This window comes from Micromonospora sp. NPDC047756 (assembly GCF_055587245.1).
The window spans coordinates 662,622-674,420 of the sequence record NZ_JBVJGQ010000004.1 but is presented as its reverse complement, the minus strand read 5'-3'; the positions used below and the strand labels follow the sequence as shown (position 1 = coordinate 674,420).

The window sequence follows — 11,799 nt, the reverse complement described above, 5'->3', positions numbered from 1 at the left end:
TAGCGAGGTCGCCCATGAACTCAGGCAGTTCGCAGTCCCGGCTCCGCTCGGTCGCGTCGACGCTGGCGGTCGCTCTCACTCTCGTGCTCGCCGCCGCGGCCGGTTGCGACAGCCGGGAGGAGCCGGACCTGCCCTCCGTGCAGGAAAAAATTCGCGAAACGCACATCTACGGTCAGTCGAAGCTGCGGATCGGCGTCGCCACCAACGAACCGCTGATGGGCGAGCTGCGAAACGGCCAGCACGTCGGGTTCGACGTCGAGATCGCCCGGTACGTCGCGTCGTCCCTCGGCTACGAGGGGGACCAGCGGCTGGAGTTCGTGTCGGTCGCCACCGAGGACCGCATCCCGGCGCTGCAAGGTGGCACCGTCGACCTGGTCGTGTCCAGCTTCTCGATGACGGAGGACCGCAAGCAGCTGGTCAGCTTCGCCGGGCCGTACTTCGTCACCACGCAGGAGGTGATGGTGCCGACCCGACTCAAGGACCGGATCCGCACCATCGAGGATCTGCGCGATCCGGCGTACAAGGTCTGCACCAGCGGCGGCTCCACGACCGAGGCCGAGTTGGAGAAGCACCAGGTCAAGACGTTCGTGGTCAAGGACGTCGGCGACTGCGTCGACGGCATCCGGAAGGGGCGGTACGACGCGGTCAGCTCCGACGAGTCGATCCTCGCCGGCTTCCTGGCCAGCTTCCCGAAGGAGTTCGAGATCGTGGACATGCCGTTCGGCACCAGCGAGTTGCTGGGCATCGGCGTGCCGATCGGTGATCCCGCGCTGCGCGACCTGGTCGCGTTCTTCCTGCAGAAGAGCTACGTGGAGGGCCGCGACGGAGATGCCAGCCCCTGGCAGACCGCGTACAACCGGACCCTGGGCCCCTGGCTGAAGGCCGAGAAGCGCCAGCCGCAGCCGCTGGAGGTGCCGAAGCTGGTCGACTTCGACGACAAGGCGCCCGCGAAGTGAGCGCGGCGTCGACCGCCACCGGCGGCGACGGGCCGGTCCCGCCGCCCCGCACGTCAGCGCCCGGCGGCGACGCGTCGGCGATCGACGGTACCGCCGCAGCGCCGCCGGCCGTCGATCGTCCGCTCGGCGCGGAAGGTGGCGTTGCCTGGCCGGCCGCAGTGCCGGTCGCCGAACCGGCCGAGCCGGTCGTCGCCGCAGTCGAGCCGGGGCGGGTCCGCTGGGATCCGGCGGAGCGGCGGGCCCGCGCCAGCCAGTCGTTCTGGACGGCGGTGGTGGGCGTGCCGGCGATCTTCTCGGTGCTCCGCCTCGGCGTCGAGGCCGGCGGGGAGCTCCAGACCACGCTGCTGCTGGTGGCCAACGTCGGGCCGGTGAACCTGCTGGCCGGTTTCCTGACCACGGCGGCGCGGCTGCTCTCCACCGGGCTGGTCGCCGTCTTCGCGCTCGGCGCGGTGCTGGCCGTCAGCGCGGACCGGCTTCCGCCTGGCACCCGTCGCCGCCCGCTCTTCGCCCGCTGGGCCGACATCACCCCGGCCTGGGTGGTGCTGGCCAGCTTCCTGCTCGCCCTGATCACCTGGCCGTTGCTCTATCTGCCGTTGCTGCTGCCGGCGTTCGTGGCCGCGTTCCAACTGAGCCCGGCGCGGCTGCACGAGCGGGTCGCGCCCCGGTGGCTGCTGATCGGCGCGCTGCTCGCCGGGTACGGCTGGCTGATGCTGCCCACGATGCGCGACGCGATGCGGCAGGGCGACGAGTGGCTGGTGCTGGCGCTCATCGTGGTGCCCCCGCTGCTGGCGCTCTTCGTCGCGGGGCCGCTGCCGGGTCTGGTGATCCGGCCGCTGTCGTCGGTGACCGAGGTGGCGGTGCTCGCCACCCTGGTCTGGGCCGCGGTGCCGGTGATCACCACGCCGGTGTTGCCGCTGACCGTCACCACGGTGGGCGCGGAGAGTGGGCCCACCGAGGACGTGCGCGGGCACGTGGTCACCACCGACGACGTCAACATGGTGATCCTCCAGGAACGGGGCGGAGTCCGCTACGTCCCGGTCGGTCTGGTCCGCGCCCAGGTGCTGTGCCCGAGCGAGGAGGAGTTGCCCCGCCACCAACTGCGCATTCACGACTTCCACGTCGAGGATTCACTGTTGGAGGGCATGGGTCGTCGGGTCCGCCCGGTCCACCGTATCGACGCCGCCTGCCGTACCCCAGCCTGAACCCCCCTCCCCGGCGCGGCGATCTTGCAGTTACTGTCCCGGCGTAGCGGGCATTCCGCGCGTATCGACAACCGAAACTGCAAGATCGGCGCGGGTGGGGCGTGGCTGCGGGCGCGGGCGGGGCGCGGCGGGCGCGGGGTCAGTAGGACTTTTCCTGGCCGAGGACGTGTTGGGCCACGAAGTTGAGGATCATCTCGCGGCTGACCGGGGCGATCCGGCCGGCCCGGACCGCGCCGAGCAGGGTCGCCACCCCGTACTCGGTGGTCATGCCGGCACCGCCGAGCACCTGTACGGCGGTGTCCACGGCGAGCGCGGCAGCCTCCCCGGCCGCGTACTTGGCCATGTTGCCGGACACCCCGGCCTCCAGGTCGCGGCCGGCGTCGTACAGGGTGGCCGCCTTCTGGATCATGAGGCGGGCCAGTTCCACCTGCACCGCCGCGTGGGCCAGCGGATGCGACACCCCCTGGTGCGAGCCGATGCTCCGACCACCCCAGACCTTGCGGGTGGCGGTGTACTCGCTGGCCCGCTCGATCGCGTACCGACCGGTGCCGGCGCCCATCGCGGCCACCGTGATCCGCTCCGGGTTGAGCCCGGCGAAGAGCGCCGGCAGCCCGGCGTCCAACGACTCGCCGAGCAGCGCGTCGGCGGGCACCCGCACGTCGTCCAGGTAGAGCAGGAACTGGTTCTCCGGAGACACGATCTCCATGTCCAGCTTGGACCGGGTCAGCCCGGCCGCGTCGGTCGGCACCAGGAACAGCGCCGGCTTCAACTTGCCGGTGGACGAATCCTCGGTACGGGCCACCACCAGCACGTGACCGGCCTCGTCGACCCCGGAGATGTAGCACTTGCGGCCGTTGAGCAGCCAACCGTCGCCGTCGCGGCGAGCCACAGTGCCGAGCCGGTGGAAGTTGGAACCGGCCTCCGGCTCGGTGATCGCGAAAACGATCTTCTGGGAGCCGTCGGCGAGGCCCGGCAGGTGCCGTTTGCGCTGCTCCTCGGTGCCGTGCCGACTGAGCACCGTCGCCGCGATGGCGGGGGAGACCACCAGCAGCAGCAGAGGGCAACCGGCCGCTGCCAACTCCTCGCAGACGATGGCCAGCTCGGTGATGCCGCCGCCTCCGCCGCCGTACTCGGTGGGGATGTTGACCCCCAGGTAGCCGAGCCGCCCGGCCTCCGCCCAGAGTTCGGTGGTGTGTTCTCCGGCCCTCGCCTTCTCGACGAAGTAGGAGTGGCCGTACCGACGGCCGAGCGCCCGCACGGCGTCGCGCAGTTGGTCCTGCTCGGGGGTGAGGTCGAAGGTCATCGGGGGTCCTTTTCGTCGACAACGGCCAACACGGCGCCCGTCTGCACCTGACCGCCGGTTGGCACCGGCAACTCGGCGACCACGCCGTCGATCGGGGCGAGCACGGGATGTTCCAGCTTCATCGCTTCCAGCGTGAGCAGCGCATCGCCGGCCGCGACCCGCTGGCCGACCTCGACGTGCACCCGGGTCACCACGCCGGGCAGCGGCGCGAGCAGTGAGCCGGCCGCCACCGCCGTGGTGGGCAGCGGGAGACGCGGCAACTCGGCCAGGCTCGCCGCCCCGTCCGGGCCGTCCACGAATACAGCCTCCCCCACCCGGTGTACGCGGTACGCGCGGCGAACCCCGTCGACGTCGAGCACCACCCGGTCCGCAGTGGCCTCGACCAGCGCCACCGTCGGTCGCTCGGCCGGCTCGTGGGCCGCCGACGTGCTGGACCAGTCGGCGAGCCGGCCGCCCCGGTCCAGCCGGTAGCGGATCTCGATCTCGTCGCCGTCCGGCCCGACGAAGCGGGTGGTCTGTGCGACGGCGGGCACGTTGCGCCAGCCGGAGGGGAGCCCGGAGAGCACCGGTGCGCTCGCCCGGCGCTGGGCGGCCGCGGCCAGCGCCGCGGCGAGAGCGGCGATCGGCAGCTGGTCGGCGGGGAGCAGTGGGGTGAAGACCTCCGGGTGCCGGTCCAGGAAACCCGTGTCGATCTCCACGGCGGCGAACGCTTGGCTGCGCAGCACCCGGACCAGCAGATCCCGGTTGGTGCTCACCCCGTGCAGCTCGGCCCGGGCCAACGCGCTGGCCAGCAGCCGGGTCGCCTCCGCGCGGGTGCGACCCCAGGCGACCAGCTTCGCGAGCATCGAGTCGTAGTGCACCCCGACCACCGAGCCGGCCAGCACACCCGAGTCGAGCCGCAGGCCCGGCCCGGCCAGCCCACCGAACTCGGTCGCCACATCTCCGACGCTGAACCGGTGCAGGGTCCCGGTGGCCGGCCGCCAACCCGCCGCCGCGTCCTCCGCGCAGAGGCGTACCTCGATCGCGTGCCCGGTGCTCGCCGGCAGGGCCGCCGGCAGCGGCTCACCCTCGGCGACGAGCAGTTGCAGACCCACCAGGTCCAACCCGGTGCACAACTCGGTGACCGGGTGCTCGACCTGAAGGCGGGTGTTCATCTCCAGGAAGAAGAACTCACCGCCCGGGGCGAGCAGGAACTCCACAGTGCCCGCGCCCAGGTAGTCGACAGCGCGCCCGGCGGCCACCGCCGCCTCGTGCAACGCCGTCCGCACCCGCTCCGGCACAACCGCCGGCGCCTCCTCGACGATCTTCTGGTGCCGCCGCTGGATCGAACACTCCCGGTCGCCAAGGGCCACCACCCGACCGTGGGCGTCACCGAAGATCTGCACCTCGACGTGCCGGCCGCGCTCGACGTACCGCTCGATGAAGACCGTGCCGTCGCCGAACGCGGCAGCCGCCTCGCGGCGCGCGGAGGCCACGGCCTCGGCCAGTTCGTCAGCGGTCCGGACGATCCGCATACCCCGGCCACCACCGCCGGCGGACGCCTTCACCAGCACCGGGAAGTCGGTGATCCCGTCGGTGTCGGTCCAGCTCGGCAGCATCGGGACGCCCGCCTCGGCCAGCAGCGCCTTCGCCGCCAGTTTGTCGCCCATCGCGGCGATCACCTTGGCCGGCGGGCCGACCCAGGTCAGACCGGCGTCGGTCACCGCCGCCGCGAACTCGACGTTCTCGGCGAGGAACCCGTAGCCCGGGTGGACGGCGTCCGCGCCGCTGCGCCGGGCCGCCTCCAGGATCAGGTCGATCCGCAGGTACGTCTCGACTGGCGTTCTCCCCGGCAGGCGTACGGCCTGGTCGGCCTCGGTCACGAACGGCGCGTCGGCGTCCGCGTCCGAGTGCACGGCGACGGTCTGCACGCCCACCGCGCGGCAGGTGGCGAAGACCCGACGGGCGATCTCGCCCCGGTTGGCCACGAGCAGTCTGTTGATCATAGGTGGCCCCTCTACATCCGGAAGACGCCGAAACCGTCGGCGCCCTCCACCGGTCCGTTGTGGATCGCCGAGAGGCAGAGCCCGAGGACGGTCCGGGTGTCCCGGGGGTCGATCACCCCGTCGTCGTAGAGCCGGCCGGAGAGGAAGAGCGCGCCGGACTGCGACTCGATCTGCTGCTCGACCATCAGACGCATCGCCGCGTCGGAATCCTCGTCGTAGTCGCGCCCCCGCGCGGCAGCCGCCTGCCGGGCCACGATCGACAGCACCCCCGCGAGCTGCGCCGGGCCCATCACCGCCGACTTCGCGTTCGGCCAGGTGAACAGGAACCTCGGCTCGTATGCCCGGCCGCACATGCCGTAGTTGCCGGCGCCGTAGGAGGCACCGAGGTTCACCGTCAGGTGTGGCACCGTCGAGTTCGACACCGCATTGATCATCAGGGCGCCGTGCTTGATGATGCCGCGCTGCTCGTACTCGGTGCCGACCATGTAGCCGGTGGTGTTCTGCAAGAAGATCAACGGAGTGTCCGAGGCGTTCGCGAGCTGGATGAACTGGGCCGCCTTCTGCGCCTCCGCGCTGAACAGCACGCCCCGGGCGTTCGCCAGCACCCCCACCGGATATCCGTGCAGCTCGCCCCAGCCGGTGACCAGCGCGTCCCCGTACGCCGGCTTGAACTCGTCGAAGTCGCTGCCGTCCAGGATCCGGGCCAGCACCTCGCGGGGGTCGAACGGCACCTTCAGGTCGGCGCTGGTGATGCCGAGCAACTCCTCCGGGTCGTACTTCGGCGGCTGCGGCACCGCTGTCCGCGGTGACGGGCCCCGCTTGCGCCAGTTCAGCCGGCGGACGCACTGCCGGGCCAGCCGGATGCCGTCCCGCTCGTCGACGGCCAGGTAGTCGGCGAGCCCGGACGTGCCGGCGTGCATCGCCGCGCCCCCCAACGACTCGTCGTCGGTGACCTCGCCGGTCGCCATCTTCACCAGCGGCGGACCGGCCAGGTAGACCTGTGACCGGTCCCGAATCATGATCACGTGGTCGGACATCCCCGGCACGTACGCGCCACCGGCCGTGGCGTTGCCGAAAACCACGCTGACCGTGGGGATGCCGGCCGCCGAGAGCCGGGTGAGGTCACGGAACACCCGACCGCCCGGAATGAAGATCTCCGCCTGGGTCGGCAGGTCCGCCCCGGCCGACTCCACCAGATTGACCATGGGCAGCCGGTTGGCCAGGGCGATCTCACCGGCCCGCCGGGTCTTCGCCAACGACCACGGGTTGACGGCGCCACCGCGTACGGTCGGGTCGTTGGCGATGATCAGGCACTCCACGCCCTCGACCACGCCGATGCCGGTGACCACGCTGGCCCCGACCGGGAAGTCCGAGCCGTACGCGGCTACCGGCGACAACTCCAGGAACGGGCTGTCGGCGTCCACCAGCAGCTCGATCCGCTCCCGGGGGAGCAGCTTGCCGCGGGCGTGGTGCCGGGTCACGTACTTCTCGCCACCACCCGCCCGCGCCTGGTCCAGCGCGGCGTCCAACTCGGTCAGCCGCTCCAGCAATGCCGCCCGGTTCGCCAGGTACGAGGGCGCGGACGGGTCGACAGCGCTGCCCAGGATGGTCACAGTCCCATGCCTTTCGCGATGATCTCGTTCATGATCTCGGTGGTGCCGCCGCCGATGCCGAGGATCCGCGCGTCGCGGTAGTGCCGCTCCACCTCGGCGTCGCGCAGGTAGCCGAACCCGCCGTGCAGCTGCAACGCCTGGTCGACGACGTGGTCGCAGGCGGCCACCGCCACGTTCTTCGCCATCGCCACCTCGGTCACGACCGGCTCGCCGGCCGCGACCCGACCCGCGACCCCGTGCACGTACGACCGGGCTGCCTCGGCCCGGGTGTGCATCTCGGCCAACCGGTGCCGGATCAACTGCCGGCTGGCCAGCGGACGCCCGAAGGTCTCCCGGTCCCGGCACCAGCGCACCGCCAACTCGACACAGCGCTGCGCTGTCGCGTACGCCTGAGTCGCCAGCGAGAGCCGTTCCGCGGCGAAGTGCTGCATGATCGCCAGAAAGCCGGTGTTCTCCGCGCCGATCCGGTTGGCGACCGGCACCCGCACGTCGGCGAAGGACAGCTCGGCGGTGTCCGAGCAGTGCCAGCCCAGCTTCTCCAACCGGCGTCCCACTGTGAACCCGGGCGACCCCTTGTCGATGACCAGCAGGGTGAGTTCACCGCTGCCGGGGAAGTCGGTACACACCGCGGTGGTCACGAAGTCGGCCCGGAGCCCGCTGGTGATGTACGTCTTCGACCCGTTCACCACGTAGTGGTCGCCGTCGCGGCGGGCGGTCGTGCGGATGCCGGCCACGTCCGAACCACCGTCCGGCTCGGTGATGGCCAGCGCGCCGATCATCGTGCCCGACAGTGTGGGCCGCACGTACCGCTCGATCAGGCTGTCGTCGGCCGGGGACGCGGTGCCGCCGAGCCGACCGCCCAGCGAGCCACCGGTGCGGGCACCGGCCGCCGCGACCATGTGCGGTAACGCGATCCCGTGCGTGAACAGGGCCGCCACCAGCCCCGACGAGCCGCCGGAGCGGATCAGCTCCTCGGTCACGATGATCGAGTCGAGCAGGTCCCCGCCGCTGCCACCCACCGACTCCGGAAAGCCGATGCCGAGCAGGCCGAGCTTCGCGGCGGTGGCGTGCAGCGCCCGGGGGACCTCGCCGGCCCGCTCCCAGTCGTCCAGGTGCGGCACCACCTCCCGGGTCACGAACGCCCGGGTCAGCTCGCGTAGTTGCCGGCGCTCCGGGGTGTCCACGATGCTCATCGCGATGCCCCCGTCGGAAGGTCGGCCGGCAGGTCGACGATTCGGGCGCGCAGCAGCTCGCCGAGCGCCTTGGCCTGCGGGTCGAACCGGGTGGACGCGGCTACCCCGGCACCGAGCAGGCCCTCGATCACGAAGTTGACGGCGCGCAGGTTCGACAACTCGTAGCGCCGCACCGACAGCGGGGCGGTCTCCGGCACCAGCTCGGCCAGCCGGTCGACTGTCAGCCAGGTCCGCAGCCACGCGTACCCGGCGTCGGAACGCGCCCAGACACCGAGGTTGGCGTCCCCGGCCTTGTCCCCGGAGCGTGCGCCGACCACCTCGCCGAGCGCCCCGCGTCGGGTCGGGCCGTCGATCGCAGCCTCGCCACCCGGGGCCGATTCGTCCGGCGAGACGGGGGCGGTGCGGGTCGGTGGGGCGATCGGCACCCGCTCGCCACCGGGCAGCACGGCGACGTGCGCCACCGCGTCCTGCGGCACCGCCTCGGCGGTGAAGACGCCGTACGGTGTCGCGTCACCGGGCAGGGTGGTCAGCGTGCAGCCCGGGTACGAGGCCAGGGCCAACTCCACGGCGGCGGCCGAGAACGCCCGCCCGGCCCGCGCCTTGTCGCCGTCGCGCAGGTGTACGTGCAGCAGGGCGCTGGCCGCCTCGGTGTCGACGGCGTCCGGATGGTCGGTCCGGGCGAGGGTGAACTCCAGCCCGTCCTTGCCCACCGCCTCCTCGACCTGCCCCCGGACCAGGGCCGCCTTCTCCTCGATCTGCAGACCGCACAGGACGAACGTCATCGAGTTGCGGAAGCCGCCGAGGTTGTTGACGCCCACCTTCAGCGTGGGCGGGGGCGGGGTGCCCCGTACGCCGGAGACCCGGACCCGGTCCGCCCCGTCGGGGTGCAGCGTCACAGTGTCGAGTCGGGTGACCACGTCCGGCCCGAGGTACGACGGCCCACCGATCTCGTAGAGCAGTTGCGCGGTGACGGTTTCCACTGTGACCGCGCCACCGGTGCCGGGATGCTTGGTGAGCACCGTCGAGCCGTCGGGGTGCACCTCGGCGATGGGGAAACCGGGCCGGCGCCCACCGTCGGGCAGTTCGGTGAAGAAGCTGAAGTTGCCGCCGGTGACCTGCGCGCCGCACTCGACGAGGTGCCCCGCGACGGTTGCCCCGGCCAGCTCGTCGAGGTCGTCGCGGCCCCACCCGTACCGGGCGATGGCTGGGCCGACCACCAGCGACGCGTCGGTGACCCGGCCGGTGACCACCACGTCCGCGCCGGCGTCCAGGCAGGCGGCGATCCCGAACGCGCCGAGGTAGGCGTTCGCGCTCAACGCGTCCGGTCGTGGGATCGCGTCGCCCTCGACGTACCCGACCTGGGTGGGTAGCCCGAGCCGGTCGGCGAGCTTCTCGATGGCGGCGGCCAGGCCGGCCGGGTTCAGCCCACCGGCGTTCGTCACGATCCGCACCCCTCGGTCGAGGGCGGTGCCGAGGCAGGTCTCCAGTTGCCGCAGGAACGTCTTCGCGTAGCCCAGCTCGGCGTCGCGCACACGGTCCCGAGCCAGGATCAGCATGGTCAACTCAGCGAGGTAGTCGCCGGTCAGCACGTCCAGCTCACCGCCGTCGAGCATTTCCCGCCAAGCGGTGAACCGGTCGCCGTAGAAGCCGGAGGCGTTGCCGATGCGGATCATGCCCGTACCCCGATCCCGCCGGTCGGCTGCCGGCCGTCACCCGGCGGCCCGGCGAAGGCCTGCGCCACGTCGAGCCATTCGTCGGCGACCGGCCCGGTGGCGACCAGAGCGAGGTCCGCGCGGTGCCGGCGTTGGGTGACCAGCAGGCAGAAGTCCCGAGCCGGGCCGGTGACCCGGTCGATGGCGTCCGCCGGACCCCAGCTCCAGGTGTCGCCGCCGGGCCCGACCAGCTCGACCCGGACCGGCGCCGCCGGTGCCTCCCGGCCGTGCGCGGCGAAACCGTGCCCGAGGGTACGCACGCCCAGGTGCGCCACGTGCCGGAGCCGGTCGCTGTCGGGGCGGACCACGCCGAGGGCGTCGGCCACGTCCGCGCCGTGCGCCCAGGTCTCCATGATCCGGGCGGTGGCCATCGAGGTGGCCGACATCCGGGTGCCGTACCAGGGCAGTTTGCCGCCGGCCGGGACGGCGGCCAGTGCGTCGACGAGCGCGGTTCGCCCGGCCCGCCAACGGGCCAGCAGGTCGGCCGGCGGGGCGAGGAACTCGTCGGCGCCGACGTCGACGAGTCGGGTCACGTCCGGCGCGGTGGTGACCGTCGCGTAGAACGCCTCGGCATCGGTCGCGGCCAACAGCGCGACGTGGTCAGTCCAGGCGAGGTGGGCGATCTGATGCCCGATGCTCCAGCCCGGCGCGGGGGTCGGCCTCGCCCAGTCGACCACGGGCAGTGGCGCAACCAGGGCGTCCAGCTGGGCGGACTCGTCGGCCAGGTCGGTGAGCAGGTCGCTGAGGTCGACCATGGTGCCTCCGGTCGGTGGTGGCCGGTGCGGCCGGCGGTCAGGGCGTGAGCAGGGTGGCGAGCTGGCGCTTCCAGGTGGTCAACAGGGCGGCCCGGCGGGCGGAGTCGTCGCTGAGCAGGTTGGCCACCCCGAGCCCACGGAGCAGGTCGAGCGTGGCCTGCACCGCTTCGCGGACACCGGGTCGACGCTCGTCGACACCGAGGAGGGCGACGGTGAGCCGGTGCATCTCCCGCCCGACCGTCGCCTCCAGCGGCACCAAGGCGTCCCGCAGCTCCCGATCGGTGCGGGCGGCGACCCAGAGCTCGAGCGCGGCCACGAACAGTGGGCCGGTGAACGCCACGGCGAGCAGGTCGACGACCCGGTCCAACCGCTGCGGGCCAGCCGGTAACGCCTCGGCCTCGGTACGCAACTCGTCGGCCCGGCGCTCGGCCAGATGGGCCACGGCGGCCGTCACCAGCGCCGCCTTCGTCGGATAATGGTGCAGCTGTGCCCCACGCGAGACACCGGCCCGCGCCGCGACGACGGTGGTCGTGGTGCCGGACCAACCGTGCTCGATCAGACAGTCGACGGTCGCCTCCAGCAGTCGGGCCTGGGTGGCGCGGCTGCGTTCCTGCTGAGGGACGCGCGTCGATGCGGTGGGCACGCGAACAGCCTGCTGCCTCCGAAACAAACAGTCAAGCCTGACTTTTTTGGAGGTGGTCCGGTCGGGATCGGTGCGCACCGCGCCCTCGCCTGAGCCCGGCCCGCGCTCGCTGACCCCGACGTGCGCCCCCATGTGCAGCACTCGCGGCGTCGCGCGCACCGGCGGCGTCGCGCGCACCGGCGGTGCCCCGCGGTCGCGGCGAGGCCCCGCGGTCGCGGCGGCCGCAGCGGCCGTAGCAGTCGCTGAAGGCTCGCTATGGAGCTGATGCCGTGAACGAATCACCCATCGACCTGATCAGTCGACCGGGCTCCGCTGATGCCGCAAACGATTCAGCTCGAAAGGGAACCTGACCCACGGTCCTCGGCGGTCACCCTCGGGCGGTCACCCTCGGGCGGTCACCCTCGGGCGGTCACCCTCGGGCGGTCACCCTCGGGCGG

General features: G+C 72.3%; 9 protein-coding genes. 2 read left to right on the top strand and 7 right to left on the bottom strand.

Annotation, left to right across the window (positions count from 1 at the left end; genetic code table 11):
- The first annotated feature begins 14 nt into the window (after positions 1–14).
- Both ACZ6NZ_RS16310 and ACZ6NZ_RS16305 read left to right on the top strand, forming a co-directional pair.
- Positions 15–956 (top strand): transporter substrate-binding domain-containing protein, encoded by a 942-nt coding sequence (locus ACZ6NZ_RS16310; protein ID WP_366612277.1) that lies wholly within the window; start codon positions 15–17, stop codon positions 954–956.
- Entirely contained in the window at positions 953–2,158 is a 1,206-nt protein-coding gene (locus tag ACZ6NZ_RS16305; protein ID WP_465858806.1) for a hypothetical protein, read from the top strand. The genes ACZ6NZ_RS16310 and ACZ6NZ_RS16305 overlap by 4 nt, the downstream gene beginning before the upstream one ends.
- A gap of 139 nt (positions 2,159–2,297) precedes the next feature.
- Here the strand turns inward: ACZ6NZ_RS16305 and ACZ6NZ_RS16300 are convergent, their stop codons facing one another.
- From ACZ6NZ_RS16300 to ACZ6NZ_RS16270, 7 genes are read right to left on the bottom strand one after another with little or no spacing between them, the layout of a single operon-like run.
- Complete coding sequence (locus ACZ6NZ_RS16300) at positions 2,298–3,461, bottom strand: acyl-CoA dehydrogenase family protein (protein ID WP_465858805.1); 1,164 nt, start codon at positions 3,459–3,461, stop codon at positions 2,298–2,300.
- Positions 3,458–5,446 carry an acetyl/propionyl/methylcrotonyl-CoA carboxylase subunit alpha gene (locus ACZ6NZ_RS16295; protein WP_465858804.1) on the bottom strand — a complete coding sequence of 663 codons (1,989 nt, stop codon included), beginning with the start codon at positions 5,444–5,446 and terminating at the stop codon, positions 3,458–3,460. Before ACZ6NZ_RS16295 ends, ACZ6NZ_RS16300 begins: the two co-directional genes overlap by 4 nt.
- An 11-nt stretch (positions 5,447–5,457) precedes the next feature.
- On the bottom strand, positions 5,458–7,059 hold the full coding sequence (locus tag ACZ6NZ_RS16290; protein WP_465858803.1) for an acyl-CoA carboxylase subunit beta: 1,602 nt from the start codon (positions 7,057–7,059) through the stop codon (positions 5,458–5,460).
- The gene (locus ACZ6NZ_RS16285; RefSeq protein ID WP_465858802.1) at positions 7,056–8,252 is read right to left on the bottom strand and encodes an acyl-CoA dehydrogenase family protein; all 1,197 of its coding nucleotides are present in this window, start codon (positions 8,250–8,252) and stop codon (positions 7,056–7,058) included. Before ACZ6NZ_RS16285 ends, ACZ6NZ_RS16290 begins: the two co-directional genes overlap by 4 nt.
- Positions 8,249–9,925 (bottom strand): acyclic terpene utilization AtuA family protein, encoded by a 1,677-nt coding sequence (locus ACZ6NZ_RS16280; protein ID WP_465858801.1) that lies wholly within the window; start codon positions 9,923–9,925, stop codon positions 8,249–8,251. Before ACZ6NZ_RS16280 ends, ACZ6NZ_RS16285 begins: the two co-directional genes overlap by 4 nt.
- On the bottom strand, positions 9,922–10,719 hold the full coding sequence (locus ACZ6NZ_RS16275) for a TIGR03084 family metal-binding protein (protein WP_465858800.1): 798 nt from the start codon (positions 10,717–10,719) through the stop codon (positions 9,922–9,924). The genes ACZ6NZ_RS16280 and ACZ6NZ_RS16275 overlap by 4 nt, the downstream gene beginning before the upstream one ends.
- 37 nt (positions 10,720–10,756) lie before the next feature.
- Complete coding sequence (locus ACZ6NZ_RS16270; RefSeq protein WP_091403316.1) at positions 10,757–11,362, bottom strand: TetR/AcrR family transcriptional regulator; 606 nt, start codon at positions 11,360–11,362, stop codon at positions 10,757–10,759.
- Between the last annotated feature and the right edge of the window lie 437 nt (positions 11,363–11,799).

Coding starts and splice junctions, on each gene's coding strand:
- ACZ6NZ_RS16275 (WP_465858800.1), bottom strand. CDS start 10,719: ATGGTCGACCTCAGCGACCTGCTCACCGACCTGGCCGACGAGTCCGCC.
- ACZ6NZ_RS16300 (WP_465858805.1), bottom strand. CDS start 3,461: ATGACCTTCGACCTCACCCCCGAGCAGGACCAACTGCGCGACGCCGTG.
- ACZ6NZ_RS16310 (WP_366612277.1), top strand. CDS start 15: ATGAACTCAGGCAGTTCGCAGTCCCGGCTCCGCTCGGTCGCGTCGACG.
- ACZ6NZ_RS16295 (WP_465858804.1), bottom strand. CDS start 5,446: ATGATCAACAGACTGCTCGTGGCCAACCGGGGCGAGATCGCCCGTCGG.
- ACZ6NZ_RS16280 (WP_465858801.1), bottom strand. CDS start 9,925: ATGATCCGCATCGGCAACGCCTCCGGCTTCTACGGCGACCGGTTCACC.
- ACZ6NZ_RS16285 (WP_465858802.1), bottom strand. CDS start 8,252: ATGAGCATCGTGGACACCCCGGAGCGCCGGCAACTACGCGAGCTGACC.